The organism is Photorhabdus caribbeanensis, from assembly GCF_018448885.1.
Classification (GTDB): Bacteria; Pseudomonadota; Gammaproteobacteria; order Enterobacterales; family Enterobacteriaceae; genus Photorhabdus; species Photorhabdus caribbeanensis.
In genome coordinates this window covers 29447-50829 of the sequence record NZ_RCWB01000003.1, presented here as the reverse complement: position 1 = coordinate 50829, position 21383 = coordinate 29447, and the positions used below count along the sequence as shown (strand labels likewise).

At 44.6% G+C, this 21383-nt stretch carries 20 protein-coding genes; 3 read left to right on the top strand and 17 right to left on the bottom strand.

The annotated features are described in order from the left end of the window. Positions 1–557: 557 nt before the first annotated feature. The 16 genes from rplI to tsaE all read right to left on the bottom strand — a co-directional run bounded on the left by rplI (position 558) and on the right by tsaE (position 16465). Positions 558–1010, bottom strand: a complete 453-nt coding sequence (gene rplI, locus EAE90_RS03460; protein WP_036810089.1) for a 50S ribosomal protein L9 — start codon at positions 1008–1010, stop codon at positions 558–560. A gap of 38 nt (positions 1011–1048) precedes the next feature. Beyond that, complete coding sequence (gene rpsR / locus EAE90_RS03455; RefSeq protein ID WP_000135199.1) at positions 1049–1276, bottom strand: 30S ribosomal protein S18; 228 nt, start codon at positions 1274–1276, stop codon at positions 1049–1051. Positions 1277–1280: 4 nt separating this feature from the next. Then, positions 1281–1598 (bottom strand): primosomal replication protein N, encoded by a 318-nt coding sequence (gene priB, locus EAE90_RS03450; protein WP_011148645.1) that lies wholly within the window; start codon positions 1596–1598, stop codon positions 1281–1283. Between the two features lie 5 nt (positions 1599–1603). Beyond that, complete coding sequence (gene rpsF, locus EAE90_RS03445) at positions 1604–1999, bottom strand: 30S ribosomal protein S6 (RefSeq protein ID WP_105397891.1); 396 nt, start codon at positions 1997–1999, stop codon at positions 1604–1606. A gap of 179 nt (positions 2000–2178) precedes the next feature. Beyond that, entirely contained in the window at positions 2179–2916 is a 738-nt protein-coding gene (rlmB, locus tag EAE90_RS03440; protein ID WP_214052288.1) for a 23S rRNA (guanosine(2251)-2'-O)-methyltransferase RlmB, read from the bottom strand. Between the two features lie 123 nt (positions 2917–3039). Continuing rightward, complete coding sequence (gene rnr, locus EAE90_RS03435) at positions 3040–5481, bottom strand: ribonuclease R (protein ID WP_214052404.1); 2442 nt, start codon at positions 5479–5481, stop codon at positions 3040–3042. A 44-nt stretch (positions 5482–5525) separates the two neighbouring features. Next, positions 5526–5951, bottom strand: coding sequence for a nitric oxide-sensing transcriptional repressor NsrR (gene nsrR, locus EAE90_RS03430; RefSeq protein WP_214052287.1), 426 nt, complete (start codon positions 5949–5951; stop codon positions 5526–5528). 190 nt (positions 5952–6141) lie between these two features. Then, entirely contained in the window at positions 6142–7440 is a 1299-nt protein-coding gene (locus EAE90_RS03425; RefSeq protein ID WP_214052286.1) for an adenylosuccinate synthase, read from the bottom strand. A gap of 279 nt (positions 7441–7719) precedes the next feature. Beyond that, positions 7720–8730 (bottom strand): protease modulator HflC, encoded by a 1011-nt coding sequence (gene hflC / locus EAE90_RS03420; RefSeq protein WP_214052285.1) that lies wholly within the window; start codon positions 8728–8730, stop codon positions 7720–7722. Between the two features lie 5 nt (positions 8731–8735). After that, positions 8736–9956 carry an FtsH protease activity modulator HflK gene (gene hflK / locus EAE90_RS03415; protein WP_214052284.1) on the bottom strand — a complete coding sequence of 407 codons (1221 nt, stop codon included), beginning with the start codon at positions 9954–9956 and terminating at the stop codon, positions 8736–8738. Between the two features lie 105 nt (positions 9957–10061). Next, positions 10062–11342, bottom strand: a complete 1281-nt coding sequence (hflX, locus tag EAE90_RS03410) for a ribosome rescue GTPase HflX (protein ID WP_214052283.1) — start codon at positions 11340–11342, stop codon at positions 10062–10064. Positions 11343–11438: 96 nt separating this feature from the next. Next, the gene (gene hfq / locus EAE90_RS03405; RefSeq protein WP_011148654.1) at positions 11439–11747 is read right to left on the bottom strand and encodes an RNA chaperone Hfq; all 309 of its coding nucleotides are present in this window, start codon (positions 11745–11747) and stop codon (positions 11439–11441) included. A gap of 110 nt (positions 11748–11857) precedes the next feature. Then, positions 11858–12799 (bottom strand): tRNA (adenosine(37)-N6)-dimethylallyltransferase MiaA, encoded by a 942-nt coding sequence (gene miaA, locus EAE90_RS03400; RefSeq protein WP_214052282.1) that lies wholly within the window; start codon positions 12797–12799, stop codon positions 11858–11860. Then, a complete protein-coding gene (gene mutL / locus EAE90_RS03395; protein ID WP_214052281.1) occupies positions 12792–14693 on the bottom strand; it encodes a DNA mismatch repair endonuclease MutL in 1902 nt (633 codons plus the stop codon). Before mutL ends, miaA begins: the two co-directional genes overlap by 8 nt. 9 nt (positions 14694–14702) lie before the next feature. After that, positions 14703–15986 carry an N-acetylmuramoyl-L-alanine amidase AmiB gene (gene amiB / locus EAE90_RS03390; RefSeq protein WP_246550317.1) on the bottom strand — a complete coding sequence of 428 codons (1284 nt, stop codon included), beginning with the start codon at positions 15984–15986 and terminating at the stop codon, positions 14703–14705. A gap of 14 nt (positions 15987–16000) precedes the next feature. Continuing rightward, positions 16001–16465 (bottom strand): tRNA (adenosine(37)-N6)-threonylcarbamoyltransferase complex ATPase subunit type 1 TsaE, encoded by a 465-nt coding sequence (gene tsaE, locus EAE90_RS03385; protein WP_065392147.1) that lies wholly within the window; start codon positions 16463–16465, stop codon positions 16001–16003. A 171-nt stretch (positions 16466–16636) separates the two neighbouring features. On the opposite strand from tsaE, the gene queG reads away from it, so the two are divergent. Together queG and EAE90_RS03375 are read left to right on the top strand one after the other, a co-directional pair. Next, the gene (gene queG / locus EAE90_RS03380) at positions 16637–17794 is read left to right on the top strand and encodes a tRNA epoxyqueuosine(34) reductase QueG (protein ID WP_214052402.1); all 1158 of its coding nucleotides are present in this window, start codon (positions 16637–16639) and stop codon (positions 17792–17794) included. 865 nt (positions 17795–18659) lie between these two features. Continuing rightward, entirely contained in the window at positions 18660–19091 is a 432-nt protein-coding gene (locus EAE90_RS03375) for a flagellar protein FlhE (protein ID WP_214052280.1), read from the top strand. Positions 19092–19109: 18 nt separating this feature from the next. Here EAE90_RS03375 and EAE90_RS03370 read toward each other — a convergent pair whose 3' ends face one another. Beyond that, positions 19110–20036 (bottom strand): LysR family transcriptional regulator, encoded by a 927-nt coding sequence (locus tag EAE90_RS03370; protein ID WP_214052279.1) that lies wholly within the window; start codon positions 20034–20036, stop codon positions 19110–19112. Positions 20037–20185: 149 nt separating this feature from the next. Here EAE90_RS03370 and EAE90_RS03365 point away from each other — a divergent pair, with 149 nt between their 5' ends. Further along, entirely contained in the window at positions 20186–21376 is a 1191-nt protein-coding gene (locus EAE90_RS03365; RefSeq protein ID WP_214052278.1) for a tetratricopeptide repeat protein, read from the top strand. Positions 21377–21383: the final 7 nt, after the last annotated feature.

The window sequence follows — 21383 nt, the reverse complement described above, 5'->3', positions numbered from 1 at the left end:
TTATATAAATTTTTGATATTATCATTTAATAATAAGGATATATATTCCCATCATTAAATCTTCTTATATAAAATCATGTTAAATAAATTATCATTATAAATAACCGCAATTACATAAGAATATATTTTTAATTATTATAAAATAATCACACATGTAATTAACCAGATTTATACGTAGATATATCAAAATATTCTATGGAAAATTTCCATATTACAACAGAATTAACAACACCGATATTTTCTAATAATAAGAAATACGAATTAAATTATTTTCAGATAATAATCTGATAATGAATAATATTTTCAATATAAAAAACGAAAAATCAACAATAAGAAAATCGTTCAAAAGGCAATATTACAAAAAAATAGACAAAAGAAACTCTGATTCTATAAACGACAAAATAAGAGCAATAAATGTAAAATAAGTCAGGTCACTATCTAGTTACTAGGAATTATCAAAAAAAGCCTTATAAATTAATGAAAGAATGGTACATTGAAACAATAAAAAACGCCGGCATTGCCAGCGTTTTTTACTTGTTAGCATCAGTTAATCAGAGATTAAGCTTCAGCAACAATGTTAACGTTCAATTTAGCGAATACATCGCTGTGTACCTGGAAGTTAACTTCGTGTTCACCAGTAGTACGCAGAACGCCATTAGGCAGACGCACTTCGCTCTTAGAGACTTCAACGCCCGCGGCAGTAACTGCATCAGCGATATCACGAGTACCGACAGAACCGAACAGTTTACCTTCGTCACCCGCTTTAGAAGCGATAGTAACGGAACCCAGTGCATTAATTTTCTCAGCGCGAGCCTGTGCTGCTGCCAGAACGTCAGCCAGTTTAGCTTCCAGTTCAGCGCGGCGTGCTTCGAAGAATTCGATGTTTTTCTTAGTTGCAGGAACAGCTTTGCCCTGTGGTACTAAGTAGTTACGGGCATAACCCGGTTTAACGTTAACTTGATCACCCAGGCTACCCAGGTTTGCTACTTTATCAAGCAGAATAATTTGCATTACCTTATCCTCTCAGAGTCGTTAATGGACTGTGCCGATTACTGATGACGATCAGTGTAAGGCAACAAAGACAGGTAGCGCGCGCGCTTGATAGCACGAGCGAGCTGACGCTGGTATTTTGCACGGGTGCCAGTGATACGGCTTGGTACAATTTTACCGCTCTCGGTGATGTAGTTTTTCAGCGTAGCGATGTCTTTATAATCAATCTCTTGAACGCCTTCCGCGGTGAAACGGCAGAACTTGCGACGACGGAAATAACGTGCCATTTGGCTAGTCTCCAGAATCTATCAATTCAATCTGCTCGGCATGAAGAACCAGTTTGTTAAGACCATTGCGACCTTGATGGCAACTAATGAATCCTGAAACGGTTAATCGACTGCCGACCGTTATACTGTGAGTTAAAACTTGTAACAATTGTCCGCTGGCAATAACGGGCATTCTGCACCATGCTTGCCTGCTCAGACCGGCTTCCTGTTGCTGTGAACGGTGCTCAAGCACAAACTGGCAATGAGGAATGCCGGCAGGACTGACTTTTCGAATGGGAACTTTGCACACTGTGCCAGAAAGCACCAAACGATTCGTTGTCACAGTTATTACTCTTCAGAATCCCCAGCTTCTTCAGCATCCATATTGGCGTCTTCCAGAGAGAAGTCACGGCTGCGACGTTCATCTTTGGCTTTAACCATTGGAGATGCTTCAGTTACCGCGTGCTTAACGCGCATAATCATGCTGCGGATAACGGCATCGTTGAAGCGGAAGTTAGTTTCCAGCTCATCAATCACTTCCTGCGGCGCTTCAACGTTCATCAGAACATAGTGAGCTTTGTGCAGTTTGTTGATTGGGTAAGCCAGTTGACGGCGGCCCCAGTCTTCCAGACGGTGAATCTGACCTTGCGCGTTAGCGATAGTCGCACTGTAACGCTCGATCATGCCCGGAACCTGTTCGCTTTGGTCAGGATGGACCATAAAAACGATTTCGTAATGACGCATTAGAATTGCTCCTTACGGATTATTCAGCCTCCTGTCAGGGTCAACCGCGGCCCGTGGAGGCAAGGAACTTGTTTAAGTGCGGCTGAAAAATTGACGCGTAACTATACCTACCCTGCATCAAAAACTCAAGGAATGAACAATGCAAAAATACTTTTGTTGCATATTGTCAGATAGGTGAGCTATAACGAGCTACGCTGACGCACCGCTTCAAACAGGCAAATTCCGGTAGCAACAGACACATTCAACGATGAGACAGAACCCGCCATTGGAATGCTAATCAATTCATCACAGTGTTCGCGAGTCAGGCGACGCATCCCTTCACCTTCCGCTCCCATCACTAACGCCATAGGACCAGTTAGTTTGCTCTGATATAGCGTATGGTCAGCTTCACCTGCTGTGCCTACCACCCAAATATTGTATTCCTGCAATAAACGCAAAGTACGGGCAAGGTTGGTGACTCGAATAAGTGGTACGCTCTCCGCAGCACCACATGCCACTTTCTTCGCTGTGGCATTAAGCTGGGCGGAACGGTCACGAGGAACAATAACAGCATGTACACCTGCTGCATCAGCACTACGCAAACATGCCCCCAGATTATGGGGATCTGTCACACCATCAAGCACTAACAAGAAAGGGGTTTCCACTTGCGCCAGTAAATCTGGCAGGTCGTTCTCTTGGTACTGACGCCCTGGTTTCACTTTAGCAATAATTCCCTGATGCACCGCGCCTTCCGTTTGATTATCCAGCCACTGACGATTTGCCAGTTGGATAGTCATCCCGATGCTTTCCAGCGCATGAATCAATGGTGTCAGGCGGCGATCTTCACGTCCTTTCAGGACATAAACTTCGACAAAACGCTGAGGATCGCGCTCCAGTAACGCTTTAACGGCATGAATGCCATAGATAATTTCACTCATAATCTTCTTATTTTCACTGTTATACAGCACTGACGAATACTGTGAGCCTATTCGGTAAGCTCCATCTATTCAGTGGGAGATTAAAATATTCAGGCTATCCTGCAAATTAGGATAGCCCTTTGATTATTTATCTGCGCTTTTCTTAGCCCGCTTGGCTTTGAATTTAGCGGCAATTTTCTGAGTCTTGGCAGAAAGCGTTTTACTCTTTTTCTTTTCCACTTTAGGTTTATCCGCCGATCTCTTTTTACGGACAGCACCATCAGGCTCAAAGTGAGTCTCTTTGCGATAACCTCGCCCTTTTTTCTTACTGTTCCCGCGGCCAGGTTCTATTTTTTTCGCTCTATCACGCTCTGTTTTGCCTACATTCCGGGCTTTTCGGGTGGTAGAAAGCAGCTTAAAGTCAATATTACGTTCATCCATATGAACCGCTTCCACACGAATTTCAACTTCATCCCCTAACCGGAAAGTTTTACCCGAGTATTCACCCACTAAACGCTGGCCGACATTATCGAAATGATAATAATCATTACTCAATGTGGAAACATGCACCAGGCCGTCAATAAACAGATCATTCAAGCGAACAAAGAAACCAAAACCTGTCACACTGGTGATAATCCCAGTAAAAGTATTGCCCACCTGATCCTGCATAAAATCACACTTTAACCAATCGGCAACGTCTCTCGTCGCTTCATCTGCGCGACGCTCTGTCATGGAACAGTGTTGGCCCAGTTGTAACATATGTTCCATATCACTGTGCCATCCACCGGTCGGTGTTCCACATTGCTCAACAATATCTTGCTGTTTCGCCAGCAGATATTTAATCGCTCGATGCAATACTAGATCAGGGTAACGGCGGATAGGTGAGGTAAAATGCGCATAAGAATTTAATGACAGACCAAAGTGCCCCAGGTTTTCCGGATCATAAATTGCCTGTTTCATTGAACGTAGCAATAAGGTTTGCAATAGCTCATGATCCGGGCGTTCAGCCACTTGGTGCATCAGTTGCGCATAATCCTTTGGCGTTGGTTGCATGCCACCAGGCAGCGTCAACCCTAATTCGCCGAAAACCGAGCGCAGGTTAACAATACTCTCTTCTTTTGGTCGATCATGAATACGGTAAAGTACTGGTTCCCCATTTTTTTCCACAAAACGCGCCGCAGCAATATTCGCCAGAATCATGCACTCTTCAATCAGCTTATGCGCATCATTGCGAACAATCGGTTCAATTCGCTCGATACGACGTTCAGCATTAAAGATAAACTTCGCCTCTTCTGACTCAAACGAGATTGCGCCACGTTGCTCACGAGCATTTTCCAATGCTTGATACAACTCATGTAAATGCTCAATATGCGGAACCAGTGGCTTGTAATGCTCACGCAGCTCTTCATCACCCTGCAACATTCGCCATACTTTGGTATATGTCAGACGAGCGTGAGAATTCATGACAGCTTCGTAAAATTTATAGGATGATAACCGCCCCTGCGCCGAAACCGTCATCTCACACACCATACATAGGCGATCAACCTGCGGGTTCAGAGAACAGAGGCCATTAGAAAGCACCTCCGGCAACATGGGAACAACCTGAGATGGGAAGTAAACCGAGTTACTCCGGTTACGTGCTTCAGTATCTAATGCCGTTTGTGGACGTACATAGTAACTGACATCAGCAATGGCAACCCATAAACGCCAGCCACCGCTTCGCTTCCTTTCACAATAAACGGCATCATCAAAATCACGGGCATCTTCACCATCGATTGTCACCAACGGCAGAGAGCGCAAATCAACACGGCCTTTTTTTGCCGATTCTGGTACCTGCTCATCCAAGGAAGCAACCTGGTTTGCCACCTGCGGCGGCCAACTGTGGGGAATTTCATGAGTACGTAAAGCAATTTCCACTGCCATATTCGTGCCCATCTTTTCACCCAATACTTCAACAATTTTACCAACAGCCTTTGTGCGACGCGCCGGGCGTGTGATTAATTCGACCACCACCACATTCCCCATGCGAGCCCCACCGCTTTCATTTTGCGGGATCAGGATATCAAAGCTTAAACGGCTATCATCCGGCACGACAAATCCCATGCCAGAGTCAAGAAAATAGCGGCCAACAATCTGGCTGGTCTTAGGCTCCAATACACGAACGATACGCGCTTCATTACGCCCTTTGCGATTCTGAGGCAATGGTTGTGCCAGCACAACATCACCATGAATAGCTATTTTTAGCTGCTCAGCAGAGAGATAAAAATCATCTTTGTAACCTTCTACTCGCAGAAAACCATAACCATCTCTATGTCCAATAACCGTACCTTTCAATAAATCTAATCTTTCCGGCAAGGCATAGCATTGGCGACGAGTGAAAACCAGTTGACCATCCCGTTCCATAGCCCGTAAACGACGACGTAACGCTTCAATATCTTCATCGCTAATCAGATTCAGTTCTTGCGCCAGTTCCTGGCGACTTACCGGTACAGTATGTTTAGCAATAATGTCTAAGATATACTCGCGGCTCGGAATAGGTGATTCGTATTTTTCTGCTTCACGCCCCAAAAAAGGATCTTGTGACATGGCTGTTCCTCCGTTGTCATCAGCAGGCTGTTTGCGCCATTTATTCATTCGGTCAGAAGCAGCTTATAAAGGGGGACATTATCTTCAATCATATCAGCTAAAGTATGCTGATCCAGCTCTTCTAAAAACCTTTCTATTGCCTGATTTAAGACTACCTTCAGACGACACGCAGACGTGATATGGCAAGATTCCTGACTACAGTTAACCAATGATAATGGTTCGAGCGCGCGAACAACATCGCCAATTCTGATATCCCTCGCTGGCTTACCTAAACGGATTCCGCCGTTTTTACCACGAACCGCAGCCACAAATCCTAAGTGGCTCAATTGGTTAATGATTTTCACCATGTGGTTACGAGAAACACCATAAATATCAGTAACTTCAGAAATACTGGTCATCCGGCTTTGCGGTAAAGAAGCCATATAAATTAGTGCGCGCAAGCCATAATCTGTAAAACTCGTTAACTGCACATCAACCTCTGGATAATAAGATATAAATTAATATATCCGAGAACAAACTGAAAAAATAAGCAATTGTTCAACTTATATACCATGAATCGGCCAAAATCATGTTGCTCCCCTAATCATTAAGCAAAAAATGCCACAATAAATAGCAAAAAACCGGGCTGAAAAGCCCGGCTTTACCTGATCATAAGCACCATCAGGCATCAAACGGATCACGCAGAATGATAGTTTCTGAACGATCCGGGCCTGTAGAAATAATATCAACCGGAACACCGGTCAACTCTTCTACACGTTTGATATAGTTCAATGCTGCCTGAGGCAATTTGCTATGCTCTTTCACGCCGAAAGTGCTTTCATTCCAGCCAGGCATAGTCTCATAAACAGGTTCAATACCTTCCCAGTCATCCGCAGCCATAGGTGTCGTTTCAATCACATTGCCATCAGACACACGATAACCAACACAAATTTTTACTTCTTTCAAACCATCCAGTACGTCCAACTTGGTCATACAGAAACCTGACAGTGAGTTGATCTGTACTGCCCGGCGGATGGCAATGATATCCAACCAACCAGTACGGCGGCTACGCCCAGTAGTCGCACCAAATTCTTGGCCTTTTTCGCGCAAGTAACTACCAGTTTCATCAAACAATTCAGTTGGGAATGGACCCGCTCCGACACGAGTAGAATATGCTTTGATGATCCCCAAAACATAATCAACATAACATGGACCTAAACCAGAACCTGTTGCAACACCACCCGCCGTCGTGTTGGAAGAGGTCACATATGGGTAGGTACCGTGGTCAATATCCAACAATGTGCCCTGTGCACCTTCGAACATAACCAATTCACCTTTCTGAGTTGCTTTATACAACAAATCAGAAACGTCAACGACCATATCCGTCAGAATATCGGCAACAGCCATGATTTCATCCAGAGTTTTCTGGTAATCAACCGCCGGCTCTTTATAGTAGTTAACCAGTTGGAAATTGTGATATTCGATAATTTCTTTCAGCTTAACTGCGAACGTTTTCTTATCAAACAAATCACCAACCCGCAGACCACGACGAGCAACTTTGTCTTCATACGCAGGACCAATACCACGACCGGTTGTACCAATTGCTTTTGCACCACGCGCTTTCTCGCGGGCATTATCCAATGCAACATGGTATGGCAAAATAAGTGGACAAGCTTCTGAAATGAGCAGACGCTCGCGAACAGGAATACCACGGGATTCTAACGCATTCATCTCTTTCATCAGCGCATCAGGCGCTAATACGACGCCGTTTGCAATGATACTGATAACATTTTCACGCAAGATCCCTGATGGGATTAAGTGGAGAACGGTTTTTTCACCGTTGATAACCAGTGTATGACCAGCATTATGGCCCCCTTGATAACGAACAACATACTTAGCTCGTTCAGTCAGCAAGTCGACGATCTTGCCCTTGCCCTCGTCACCCCATTGGGTGCCCAATACGACAACGTTCTTACCCATTTCAAAATTCACTCGGTTGCTTAAAAATGGATTCTAACATCTCATCCCACACCTTTCAGTAACTTTTATCACATCCGTTATTTTTGTTAGCCACCAGACATGATAAGGCCCGCCGGATGCGGGCCTGACTTATATAACCGTCGCCTTTCAAGTTGCCTCTTTGTTGGCTGCACTCACTCACCCCGGTAACAGAGTTATCTATGCTCTCGGGGATTCGCTCCCTTGCCGTCGCGATACACCTTGAAAACCATAGGGTATAGATTCAGCACCTATTAGTTATTAGTGCTGAACTGATCGCTTTTCAGGTGCTTTCATATAGCGGAAGAAATCAGCTTCTGGGCTTAATACCAGAACATCTTTCCCGTCTTCGCTAAAGCTTTTCTCGTAAGCACGTAAGCTACGGATAAAGGCATAGAAATCTGGCGCTTGGCTGAATGCATCAGCAAACAGTTTAGCGGCTTCTGCATCACCAGAACCACGCAAAGTCAGCGCTTCACGCTCCGCTTTTGCACGGATTTCAATAACTTGCTTATCTGCTGCTGCACGCAGTTTTTCTGCTTCTTCCAAACCTTGTGAACGATGACGACGAGCTACCGCTTCACGCTCAGCGCGCATACGCTGGTAAATCGCTTCTGAAACTTCCAATGGTAAATTGATCTGTTTGATACGCACATCAACAACTTCAATACCCAATGCCGCCATACTATTCGGATTGATAGCAAGTTGTTTATCCGCCGTTTCTCGTTCTACACGAGCCGCCGCTGATGCAATAGCATCATCCGCTTCAGTTGTACTCGCAGTTTCCTTATCTGTTGTACCTTTATTAAGCGCATCACGAACATCTGTGGTCAATTGACCACGGGAGTCCGTTACGATGCCACGCACATCTTTACGGCCAATCTCAGAACGCAAACGGTCACTGAATTTACGCTTTAACAATACTTCTGCTTGAGAAATGTCACCATTACCGGTTGCCAGATAATAACGGCTGAAATCGTTAATCCGCCATTTCAGGTAAGAATCGACTATCAGGTCCTTATTTTCACTGGTTAAGAAACGGTCGGCCTGAATATCCATAGTCTGAATACGAGCATCCAAGGTTTTTACCGTTTCAACAAAAGGTATTTTGAAATGTAGCCCCGGCTCATAAACAATCGGTTTATTTCCCGAATCACGCAGAACTTTACCAAAACGCAATACAATGCCACGCTGTCCTTCCTGCACAATAAATATAGAGGCATAAAGAGCAACTAATGCCGCGACAATAACAAAGACTAATGACTTACGCATGATTATTATCTCCCTACCCTGATAATGTCATTACGCAGATTATCTGTCCGGTTATAATTCACTCCCCGGCCTGAATTTGAAGGCAAAGTTGGACGAGTAACCCGCGGGTCAGAAGCTACTGTATTATCTGCTTGCACAGTTCCCTCTTTTTTAACACCAGAAGCATCGCCACGTAACATTTGCTCTAATGGCAATACCAACAAATTGTTGTTGTGATCATTAACAATAACTTTGCGGGTACGGCTCAACACTTTTTCCATCGTTTCAATGTACAGACGCTCACGGGTAATTTCAGGCGCCTCTTTATATCTAGGCAGCATTTTGGCAAAGCTTGCCACTTCCCCCTGCGCTTCCAAGACTACACGAGCCTTATACGCTTTCGCCTCTTCAATGATACGTTGCGCATCACCTTTCGCACGTGGCAAAACTTCGTTCGAATAAGCCTCTGCTTCACGAATAGACTGCTGTTCATTTTCACGGGCAGCAATAACATCGTCAAAAGCGGCCTTAACCTCTTCCGGCGGACGAGCAGCCTGGAAGTTAACATCCAGCAAGGTTATTCCCATTCGATACGGAAGAATCGTCTTTTCCAACTCGCGCTGAGTATCATCACGGACAATCATACGGTTTGCCGTCAAGATTTTATCCATCGTATATTTACCAACAACGCCACGCACCGCGCTATCCGTTGCCTGACGCAAGCTATTATCAGGACTTGTCACGCTGTAAAGATAAGCGGCAGGATCAGTCACACGATACTGCACGTTCATCTCCACGCGAACAACGCTTTCATCTGATGTCAGCATCACGCCGGCGGTTGCCAATTCACGCACAGATTCCACGTTAACTGGAACAACTTCATCAATGAATGTCGGTTTCCAGTTTAGACCTGGCTGCACAATATGGTTAAACTTACCCAACCGGGTGACAACACCACGTTCTGTTTCTTTAATCGTATAAAAACCGCTAGCGGCCCAGATCACGACAACAGCAGCAGCGACAAGGCTAACAATACGCCCGCCAAATTTTGCCCCTTGGTCAGAACCATTACCACCCTTGTTCCCACCAAAACCCCCGAGTTTACTGCTCAGCTTACGGAACAGATCGTCGAGATCAGATGCCCCACGGTTTCGACCACTTTTGTTCCCGCCGGAATTGCCGCTATTATTGCTGCTCCCCCACGGGTCGCGGTCTTGTCCGTTGTTTCCGGGCTGATTCCACGCCATGTTTTAGCTCCATTCTTTTATGATTGGTTTTTCAGGCCAAGAGCCTCTTATAAACAAGCCGACTCTCAATCACATAAGTTTTCTGATATTCACCTGACAGGCGCATCAGACAACATAATCAAACAAATCCTGTTCTTGTTTGCATAGACGGCGCCAGTCAACAATCGGCATTCTCACTTCGATACCAACTTTACCGTCCTCTTCTATCCACTCTTTCTCTATGGCTTGCAGTTGATAGAAGCGGCTGCGTAAACGGCCTGCTTCCGGCGGCAAATGCAATTCGTAGTGTGCAATTTCACCCGAAAGACGCTCAGTTAACGCTTGTAACAATAACGGGATACCTTCACCGGTTTGCGCAGACAACCAAACTCTAACCGGTAAGTTATCTTCGTTGCGATCAATACGCGGAGTGAAGCTTTCCAGCATATCAATCTTATTCATCACCAACAGCACCGGAATTTGATGCGCTTCAATTTCTTCCAGTACGCTGTCAACAGCAGCAATATTTTCGTCGATGCGGCTATCCGCAGCATCAACAATATGCAGCAACAATGTTGCCTGCCGGGTTTCTTGCAATGTTGCTTTAAATGCCGCCACCAGATCATGAGGCAAATGGCGAATAAAGCCAACCGTATCAGCCAGCACCACCGTACCAACATCATTAACTTCAATCCGGCGCAACGTTGGGTCCAGCGTAGCGAACAATTGATCAGCCGCATAAACCTCAGCAGCCGTCATGCGATTAAACAAGCTCGATTTACCGGCGTTGGTATATCCCACCAATGAAACCGTCGGTATATCCGCTTTATTTCGCGCTTGACGCCCCTGTTCGCGCTGTTTCTCAACCCGGCTCAGACGACTCAGGATCTGACGGATTTTATCCCGTAATAAACGCCGGTCCGTCTCAAGCTGCGTTTCCCCCGGCCCTCTCAAACCAATCCCACCTTTCTGACGTTCAAGGTGAGTCCATCCCCGGACAAGACGGGTAGAAAGATGACGTAACTGCGCCAACTCTACCTGTAACTTCCCTTCGTGAGTCCGCGCCCGCTGGGCAAAAATATCCAGAATCACACCGGTGCGGTCGATAACTCGACACTGACAGAGCCGCTCAAGATTGCGTTCCTGTGCAGGGCTGAGTGCATGATTAAACAACACAACATCAGCACCACTAGCCTGCACCGCCTCAGCAATCTCTTCCGCCTTACCTTCTCCAACAAAATATTTCGGATGAGGGGCTTTCCTGCTCCCCGTGACAATTTGCACAGGAACTACACCAGCAGAAGTTACCAGTGATTCAAACTCACTGAGATTATCTGTGTCTTTATCCTGCGAGAAAAAAACATGCACCACAACGGCTTGTTCGCCGCCTTCATAACGTTCAAACAAAGGTGCGACCTCTCAGGCTGAGTAAAAAACTACAGGAAAAAACATAGGTAAAACCCCCTACCTATGTTTTTCTTCATTCTATTACTGCTCTCAAGCTTATTCAGTACCATCACTTTCCTGTTGTGCTGCCGGAGCAGAAACGCCACCAGAATGATAATTACCTACGCTCGCCCCTACACTCGTATTGCTACTGTGATGAGAAACTGGGCGGGAAGGTACAACAGTAGAGATGGCATGTTTATAAACCATCTGGCTAACTGTATTCTTCAGTAAAATGACAAACTGGTCAAAAGATTCAATCTGACCCTGCAATTTGATGCCGTTGACCAAATAAATAGAAACCGGGACCCTTTCACGCCGCAATGCGTTCAGGAACGGATCTTGCAAAGATTGCCCCTTAGCCATTCTATATTTTCCTTATTTTGTTGTTTTTAACTAAGAACCTAAAGGTTCGAAAAAATGAACTACTCAAAAATTGCGCTTTGGTACTCATCAATTGTACACAATCAATAAACCTATGCACTAACAACCTGCATAACTGTGCTTAAAGCTTGCTCTGGTTGAGAACTATCCAACCAATGAACCGACTTCCAACCTCTGAGCCAAGTTATCTGACGCTTTGCCAACTGGCGCGTCGCACAAATACCACGATAAATCATTTCATCATAGTCAATTTCGCCGGAAAGATAAGACCACATCTGACGATAACCAACACAACGAATAGAAGGTAAATCCACATGCAAATCATGACGAGCATAAAGTGCTTTAACTTCCTCTTCAAACCCTGATTCAAGCATTTGATGAAAACGCGCTTCAATGCGTTGATGAAGAATCTCACGTTTCACCGGCGCAATAGCAAATTGATGAACATGATAAGGCAGCGATTCTCCTGATAATTTAGTCAGTTCTGTGAGAGTCTTACCCGAAATAAGAAAAACTTCCAGTGCCCGAGAAAGCCTCTGTGGATCATTAGGATGAATTCTTAACGCTGCTACCGGATCAATCTTTTGTAATTGCTGATGCAATGCATCCCATCCCTGTTCTGCCGCTTGTTGTTCTATTTGCACCCGAATAACGGGATCAGCAGAAGGCAAAGGCGATAAACCTTCAAGTAACGCCTTGAAATAGAGCATCGTTCCTCCAACCAACAGAGGAATACGACCAGAGGCGGTAATTTCTGCCATTTCCTCCAATGCATCGCGACGGAAATCAGCAGCCGAATAAGGTTGAGAAGGGTCCAGAATATCGATTAAACGATGAGGCGCCAACGCTTGCTCTTCGGTTGTTGGTTTAGCGGTGCCAATATCCATTCCACGATAAATCAGCGCAGAATCAACACTGACCAGTTCCACTGGAAGATGCTGGCGTAAAGCGATAGATAACGCTGTTTTGCCTGAAGCCGTCGGCCCCATAACAAAAATTGCCGTTGGTAGATGTTGAGTTTTCTGATCACTCATGAGTAAGAGATGCCACCACTGCTTGTAAATCAATTAATTGTAATAACCCATCTGGTGGAGATTTTACCAGTTGTGGGCAAAGACGCTCAACATCAGCTAATAACTGTACCGCCTGCGCAACATTCCATGTTTCATATTCACTGCCGATATGACGAGCAAGCCAAGTTACAACCTGTTCTGTCGATGCTGATGGCTGTTGTGCTAAATAACCTAGCAACTCAGGAATTAATTTAGGCAGATTTTGTTGACGTAGTGGTAACGATACCGCACGTAGTGTCGCTTTTCCATGAGATATAGAGGCTTCAATACCAAAAGAACCCAATAAGTCACTATAGCGATTTAAAGCGTCAGCTTCCTCTTTACTTAAAGCGAGTTTCAACGGTATCAACAGCGGCTGCGATTTCAGCCCTTGCTCTGTTGGTGTTAACTGTGCTCGCCTTAACCAGCGTTCAGCTACCAGCAAAGATAACAACCCAATTCCCAATGGAGATTCAATCAGAGCATAGCACGATGAATATATACTCAATACCTTACCAAAACTATGGCTGCTATTTTTAACCTGAACAGGTACCGAAGTAACCTTTTCTGCCATAACCGGAGCGATTCTTGCCGGAAACAGCTCTCTTTTTTCTTCAGCTCCGGGAACAGACTGCATCAGCTTCTGATACACCTCACCCTGACGTTTCTGATAATGGTCTCCATGATATTGGCGATTTTCACCGCCGCGAGAACCCCCTGCACTCCCTTTACTTGACAAAACCTCTTGCGGTGACGATGTTGTCGTGGGTGTGGCATTACTTTGCCGGGAAAAATGATTTTCCCCTGCTGACGGACGGTTTTCCGGCTCCCATGCCGGAGCAGGTTCACAGCAAGCCAAATCTAATTCAGCGCCGCTTCCTCGCTGTTTTAATACGGCCGTTACACCTTGATAGATAAAATCATGTACCAAACGGGCTTGGTGGAAACGAACTTCATGCTTCGCGGGATGCACATTCACATCCACCTGATGCGGATCAACCTCCAAATATAAAACATAAGCAGGCTGTTGTTCTCCTCGGAGCAAATCTTGATAAGCCTGACGGATAGCATGATTAATTAAGCGATCACGCATCATACGTCCGTTTACATAACAATATTGAATATCTCCACTCGCCTCAGGATTCATCGGGTCAACCACCCATCCTTTGATCGATAAATCGTCATGCTGCCAGGAAAGAGAAAGCGCCCGTTGCATAAAAGCGGTACCGCAAATGGAGGCTAACCGCCGCTCGTATTGTGATTCATCTTTCGCTGGCCGGTATTGGCGCACTAATTTACCGTTATGATGCAAATTGATTAATACATCCAGACGCGCCAATGCAATACGTCTGACAACTTCATCAATATGACCAAATTCCGTTTTTTCTGTCCGCAAAAATTTGCGCCGCGCCGGTGTGTTATAAAACAGATCCAGCACTTCGACAGTACTGCCTACTGGGTGTGCCGCCGGCTTCACCGTCACCGCCATATCCCGCCCTTCCGCGTAGGCTTGCCAAGCTTCATGCTGTTCTTCCGTACGGGAAGTCAATGTCAGACGCGAAACTGAGCTGATACTCGCCAGCGCCTCCCCACGGAATCCCATACTAATAATAGCTTCCAAATCATCGAGTGTGGCAATCTTACTGGTTGCATGACGAGCCAACGCTAGCGCAAGATCTTGATGGTTAATGCCACAGCCATTATCTCGGACACGAATAAGTTTTACCCCACCGCGCTCAATTTCAATATCAATACGGCTAGCGCCAGCATCAAGGCTATTCTCCACCAACTCTTTTACTACTGATGCTGGACGTTCTACGACTTCGCCAGCCGCAATTTGGTTTGCTAATTGAGGAGGTAGGATCTTGATCGCCATATTTAACCTTTACTTCTTGGCGGTTTTAGGTGCCGCCTGTAATGGATTCGCTAGAAAATAGTTGCGCAACCCCCGATGGATAGCACTTGCTAGCTTATCCTGAAAATCATTGGAACCAAGCAGTACTTCTTCTGCTGAGTTACTGATAAATCCCGTTTCCACTAAAATTGAAGGAATATCCGGTGAGCGCAACACACCTAAGCTGGCATGTTCTGGCGAACGTTTATGTAATAAACCGACTTTTCGCAACTCACCTAAAACCTTTACTGCAACGTTATAACCTACCCGTTGGGAGTGACCAAATTGCAGATCCAGCACCGCCTGGCTTAAATAGGGGTCAGTACCATTTGCCAATGCATCCCCTGCACCACCCAATAACTCAGACTGTTTCTCATGCTGCTCAAGCCAATTACCCAACTCACTGTTTGCACGCTTGTTTGACAACACCCAGACAGAAGCGCCACGCGCACTACGATTAGGGGCAGCATCTGCATGAATAGAAACCAGCATATTCGCGCTATGTTTACGCGCAACCTCAGAACGACCAGCAACAGAAATAAAATAGTCTCCGTTACGGGTCAAAACGGGTTTGAACATAGGATCATTGCGTAACAATGCTTCAAGTTTGCGCGCTACACTGATAGTCACATTCTTCTCTTTCAATCCACGTTGCCCAATCGCACCGGGATCTTGACCACCATGTCCTGCATCAATAGCGACAACTACTCGCTGGCTGCCCTTAGAAGTTGCTTGCAAAGCAGTCTGCTTTGTCGTCTGCAATTTGTTGTTAGTAAGTAATGGCTTACTTGTAGCTGCTTGTGAACTCTCTCTAAAAACAGACTTACCTGTCGATACCCCAGAAGCCCGCAGGGTAAAAATCACCCGATATTCACTACCCGACTGCTGTACTATAGAATTGACTTTAACTTTATTATTTAGTTCAAATACAATTCGTTTTTTTTGTCGATCAGGTGACTGGCTGGAACGGATTTTCATCACTAAATCCTGCCCCGGTAGATTCATGGGTAAACCAACAATTTTTTCTGATTGATGGATATCTACCACTAAACGCTCTGGCGAATGCAATGGAAAAAAACTGTAATTAGGGCGACCACCTGAAAAAACCATCGTCACTTTAGATTCATTTATGCTGTTACTGACGTGAATATTGGATAAAGTCGCCGCTGTTGCAGTTGTTGCCACTAAACTGCTTATCGTAATAAACAGCCAGCCCATTACCATAAAACTGACTTGCCATTTCTTTATCATTTTTGCGACTAAAGGACGCGTCATGGTCAGGTGATCTCTTATAAATATTTCAAATTATCTAACAAGCTCTCGCCATATTTAGACAAAGCAATAAAATGTGCCTGTCGCCCTTCTGGCTGGTAACTCAAATGTAATTCAATATCTGCGTCCGGTAATACGCCTTCTCCTTGCTGAGGCCATTCCACCAGACAAATGGCATCTTGATGGAAATAATCACGTATTCCCATAAATTCCAACTCTTCTGGATCTGCCAATCGGTAAAGATCGAAATGGTAAACCGACATCGGAGTTAAAGCATAAGGCTCAACCAAAGTATAAGTTGGGCTTTTTACATGTCCTTTATGACCTAAGAACTGCAAAAAACCACGGCTAAACGTAGTCTTACCAGCCCCCAAATCGCCATACAAATAAATTACACTACCACTATTACAAGCAGCAGCAACCGCGCTTCCAAGAGAAACTGTCGCATTTTCATCTTTAAGTGATAAAACAAGTTCTTTCATCGAATAATATCTGTTGTTTTATTAATTCATCAGCTAAAACGATAACCCTAACACACCTCTATTATCAACATTTAACATCTTCTGCTCAGTTTCATTATCAAACCCACTATTTTTGGCCTGAAACAAATTATGCTATACTGCAACGCCTTGCAGTATAAACCGATTTCCATCATGACAACGCCTCTCGATCTTAATCTTTTAGCCGCCAACATCAAACAATGGGGTCTTTCTCTTGGTTTCCAACAAGTTGGCATTTGTGATACTGATTTATCAGTAGAAGAGCCAAAACTTCAAGAATGGCTGGATAAACAATATCACGGTGAGATGGCATGGATGAAACGCCACGGCATGATGCGTGCCCGCCCAAACGAACTTTTGCCGGGGACATTGAGAGTTATTAGTGTAGGAATGAATTACCTCCCTGCTAAAGCTTCTTTCGCCAGCACGCTAAACGATTCTGAACTCGGTTATATCAGTCGTTATGCCTTGGGAAGAGATTATCACAAATTACTACGCCAACGTCTTAAGAAACTCGGGGAACAAATCCAAAACTATTGCCACGACTTCGAATATCAGGGAGTCTTTAATTTTCGACCTTTTGTTGATTCAGCACCTATAATGGAACGCCCACTCGCCGCCAAAGCCGGATTAGGCTGGGTCGGTAAACACTCACTTATCCTTAATAGAGAGGCTGGTTCATGGTTTTTCCTCGGGGAATTGCTGATTAATCTTCCCCTGCCGATAGATCCTCCACAAGCAGAGCAATGTGGACGCTGTGTCGCCTGCATGACAACCTGCCCAACTGGTGCAATTATCGCCCCTTATACTATTGATGCCCGCCGTTGTATTTCCTACCTCACGATTGAATTAGAAGGCACTATTCCTGAGGAATTTCGTCCACTGATGGGAAATCGTATTTACGGTTGTGATGACTGCCAGATTATTTGTCCTTGGAATCGTTTTTCCCAATTGACAGATGAAGATGATTTCAGCCCTCGTGCAACATTACATACACCAAAGCTATTGGATTTGTTCAATTGGAATGAAGAGAAATTCCTACGAATAACGGAAGGTTCTGCAATTCGCCGCATCGGCTATTTACGTTGGCTACGTAATATTACTGTTGCTTTAGGAAACGCACCGTATCAGTACGATATCGTTCTAGCTCTGCAACAGAAACTTGGATTGAACACCATGCTAGATGAACATATTCATTGGGCTATTGAACAGCAAGTCATTCGCCGTAAAACGAATACTATTAATGTACAAACACCACAACAGAAACGACTTATTAGAGCAATAACCAAAGGCTTACCCAGAGATGCTTAATTATTAGCCATCTTTATAACGTATAAAAAGATTCAGATAATTTTCCTGTGAATAAAATAAAAACCCCTTGCTGATCAATGCTCAAAAAAAGCGCAAGTGATCAATATGTCATTTCTTAACAAAGGATCATTCCGAAAAACTATCAACGAGTTACAAAAGGAATACTCATTTTATAACATTCAAAATCAGAAAAATTCAGACGCGACAGCCTGTGGATAAGTCTGTGTGATAATTTTAAAGCATCATACTTATTTACTGAGAAACCAGCTTCCGAGCTGTGGATAAAAAATTGAAATCTGTACTATGAAGATATAACCCAAAAATCAAATCTAAAATAAGTGAGCACAACTACTGAGGAAGAAACTTGGAGCGGGAGATAAATTCTTTGAATATCATCTAATTCATTGATTCAACAGATATTTTTCCCATACCTCACTGACGAAAGGAGTGCATTATGTACTACCAAAAAACGTTTGGCAAGCAGAAGTTGAAAAAATATTTTGCAATTAAAGAATAGTACTTTCTTTACCCCCTATAAATATCACACGATGAGCTAAACACAATCGGAATACAAGACTTGGTGATGCCGAGAAATACAGAGAGTTTACAACCAAACAATACCCCTTTAGACATAAACATCACACAATATCGGTTAAGCCAGAGCACAGATTCAGACATTCAGCCAAAGCCTTCACTTGATCCACTGTCATTGCAGTGAGATTCTTTTTCGTGATCAAGGAGGATCTGAATAACCATGAGGAACCAATAAGCAAGCAATTTTCATGTGCGCCAACCATATTGGATGTCGCACCGCTATTGAATGCAAATAACAGTAAGATAACTCACTAGCAATGAGGATTGAAGAATGAAAAGATTTACCAAAATTGCAGTAGGTTTTCTAGCATTAACCACGGCTCAGATCGCCTTTGCCACTACCAGCATGTGGTCACAAACGAGCCGTGCCCCAAATGTTTATGCTGCTGGCTACACCAACTCAAATTTCTTTACCACGCCCTCTTCGGTACCGACAAGGGCAACTATCACGACAGTATCTTGGAATATCGGTTTATATAGCAATGGTGCGACAACTCAGACTTTCAACGTTTGTTACACCCCACGATATTCATCCACTCCATCGCAATGCCTGGATGTCTCCGGTGCCCTCAATAGCACCACAAATGCCTTTAGCGGCCATGATGCCAAAGGTTCCTTTAGAATTAGCGGGGTTCTCAACGGAGGTACTTACCCCGTTTACCCGTCCCATTACAATATGATCAAAGTTGATTATCAGTATTAAGCAAACCGACCTGAAGCCTCATGGCCTCAGGTCAACGAGCTCCCTGAAAGCCAAGGAGACAGCCGAAGAACCCATCACGCGAAACTTTTTAGTCGCCAATGCGATAAATGCTTTAGCGGCCGGTGACGATTGACGTTCATCAAACACAGCCAACCCGACATGTCGTTTCACTTTTGGATTCAGCGCTTTTTTGACATAGTGAACATCACGAGCCAGCGGCAGAGATGACTCGGCAACAATTGTCACCGCATCCCCGCGTTCAACCGCAGCCAAAGTACTTAACAATTGAGACGTCCGATAACGAATATTAGGTTGCAACTTTGCCGATAAAAAAAGCCTGGAAACCAGTTCAGCCGATCCGGCTTCTGTCAATGCGAATGGTCCAACACACAGATCCTTCAACGTTACCGAATCCTGTAATACCAAAGGATGATCTATCGGTAACAAAGCCACCATCTGATCTTCAAGAATCGGGTAAGTGTCGAATTGATCTTCCGGCAATGTCACAAATCCCACATCTACTCGCCTATCCATAAGCCACTGCACAACCTGCCTGTCTGGTCCCTCATCAATATGGACCTCAATTCCGGGGTAAAGCCTGCGATAATCAGCCAATATCGTTGGCAACAGCCACAAGGATGAAGTCGGGCCAAACGAGCCGACTCGCAACGTACCTCGCTTCATTCCCCGTGCATCTGCTGCCTCCTGCTGCATGGTCTCAGCCAAGCCAAGAATAGCTTGGGCTTTTTGAAGCAAACTTTCCCCAATATCTGTCAGTTCGACAACTCCTTGATGCCGATGCAGTAGCTCTACGCCAAGCTCCTGTTCAAGGAGTCTGATGGCATGGGAAACCCCAGACTGAGAGATCTTGAGCTGGGCCGCCGCTAAGGTAAAGCCCTTCCGTTCGGCAACAACAGCAAAAATTTCGAGCTGAGTTAAAGTCATTATCTCCCCCCCTTGAGTAATCACTCATTTCCGCATGATCATACATCTGAATAAGTATATGCAATGCGGATATAAAACAGTAGGCGAGGTATGCTCGCCGAACGCTCAACAGAGTTTCCAAACCATAATTAATTAAAAAAGGGGATTTTATGAGTTACCAATGGTCTTCTGATGGTTCATCTTCCATATGGCCGGAGATAAACAGCACGTTTTTATCCCTCCGTGGATTTTCAGACGAATTCATGCCAATGAATGACACTCAGCGAACCTACAAAAAACTCCTGATGGGATTTGATGCAATTACCTCTTGCGAGATGAAAGAACTTTATAAATTTAAAATCACATTAACTCAAATGAACGAGCACGACCTCTCTCTCCCCGAGCTTTGCCTTATCCATAAAGCATTTAGCGCATGGGTAAAATTTGATTACGAGAACGCGAGATCGCTTCTGACCCAACATATTCGAGCATACCCATCGGATATTGTCGCGATCTTCTTTATACACATGCTTGATTTCTGCACTGGCAAAACAACCAACCTTCGGTCTCTTCTGCCTTATTGTGACGAACATATTGTTAGCACTCACTACCTCTATCCATATTATCTTTCCATAAAATCATTCGTCCTTTGTGAAGCTCAATGTTTTGATGATGCCCTAGAGGTTGGTTTTAAATCTGTTAAATTAATGCCGGACAATATCTATGGCATTCATGCCGTCGCACATGCCCTGCATGAGCTAGGTCGCTGGAAAGAACTTTGTCACTTCCTGACCAACTGCAAAGAACATTGGATCACCAACGCCGGAATGGGAATGCATGTATACTGGCATCTCGCCATTGCGTATGAACGATCCGATGAGATCACGCTGGCACTGCAAGCTTTTGATGAATTATATGCGCTAAAAGACAATCCATTTGCTAAACAAGATTTGGACGCCGTAGAATTCTTGTGGCAACTCAGACTCAAATCTGCTGACGCTAGCTTCCAACCAATATGGGAGCGCCTTGCCGTTCTTTGGACAGGCAGCATCAGCGCCTCCACCTCTTACTTCCACAAGATACATGCAGCACTTGCTTTTTCTGCGACAAATCAGTCTCTTCTTATTGAAAAGTTAATCGCAGAAAGCGATGGATTTGGCATCGAACCAGACACACATTCCACAGGGATAGACGTCCTTAAAGCGATTTTATTATTTACATCCAGGCACTATGAGGAGTGCCTAAATAAACTCCGTCTCAGCCATGAGAAATGGTCATTATTGGGAGGTAGCCGCGCTCAACGTGAAATATTGGACCAGACTATGGAATACGCCGCCTTGAAAGCATCTTCCACTCTATAAATTGCGA

Bases quoted from the DNA above. Each gene is read 5' to 3' on its own strand.
- rplI (WP_036810089.1), bottom strand. From the start codon at position 1,010: ATGCAAATTATTCTGCTTGATAAAGTAGCAAACCTGGGTAGCCTGGGT.
- rpsR (WP_000135199.1), bottom strand. From the start codon at position 1,276: ATGGCACGTTATTTCCGTCGTCGCAAGTTCTGCCGTTTCACCGCGGAA.
- rpsF (WP_105397891.1), bottom strand. From the start codon at position 1,999: ATGCGTCATTACGAAATCGTTTTTATGGTCCATCCTGACCAAAGCGAA.
- rlmB (WP_214052288.1), bottom strand. From the start codon at position 2,916: ATGAGTGAAATTATCTATGGCATTCATGCCGTTAAAGCGTTACTGGAG.
- rnr (WP_214052404.1), bottom strand. From the start codon at position 5,481: ATGTCACAAGATCCTTTTTTGGGGCGTGAAGCAGAAAAATACGAATCA.
- EAE90_RS03425 (WP_214052286.1), bottom strand. From the start codon at position 7,440: ATGGGTAAGAACGTTGTCGTATTGGGCACCCAATGGGGTGACGAGGGC.
- hflC (WP_214052285.1), bottom strand. From the start codon at position 8,730: ATGCGTAAGTCATTAGTCTTTGTTATTGTCGCGGCATTAGTTGCTCTT.
- hflK (WP_214052284.1), bottom strand. From the start codon at position 9,956: ATGGCGTGGAATCAGCCCGGAAACAACGGACAAGACCGCGACCCGTGG.
- hfq (WP_011148654.1), bottom strand. From the start codon at position 11,747: ATGGCTAAGGGGCAATCTTTGCAAGATCCGTTCCTGAACGCATTGCGG.
- miaA (WP_214052282.1), bottom strand. From the start codon at position 12,799: ATGAGTGATCAGAAAACTCAACATCTACCAACGGCAATTTTTGTTATG.
- mutL (WP_214052281.1), bottom strand. From the start codon at position 14,693: ATGGCGATCAAGATCCTACCTCCTCAATTAGCAAACCAAATTGCGGCT.
- amiB (WP_246550317.1), bottom strand. From the start codon at position 15,986: ATGACGCGTCCTTTAGTCGCAAAAATGATAAAGAAATGGCAAGTCAGT.
- tsaE (WP_065392147.1), bottom strand. From the start codon at position 16,465: ATGAAAGAACTTGTTTTATCACTTAAAGATGAAAATGCGACAGTTTCT.
- queG (WP_214052402.1), top strand. From the start codon at position 16,637: ATGACAACGCCTCTCGATCTTAATCTTTTAGCCGCCAACATCAAACAA.
- EAE90_RS03375 (WP_214052280.1), top strand. From the start codon at position 18,660: ATGAAAAGATTTACCAAAATTGCAGTAGGTTTTCTAGCATTAACCACG.
- EAE90_RS03370 (WP_214052279.1), bottom strand. From the start codon at position 20,036: ATGACTTTAACTCAGCTCGAAATTTTTGCTGTTGTTGCCGAACGGAAG.
- EAE90_RS03365 (WP_214052278.1), top strand. From the start codon at position 20,186: ATGAGTTACCAATGGTCTTCTGATGGTTCATCTTCCATATGGCCGGAG.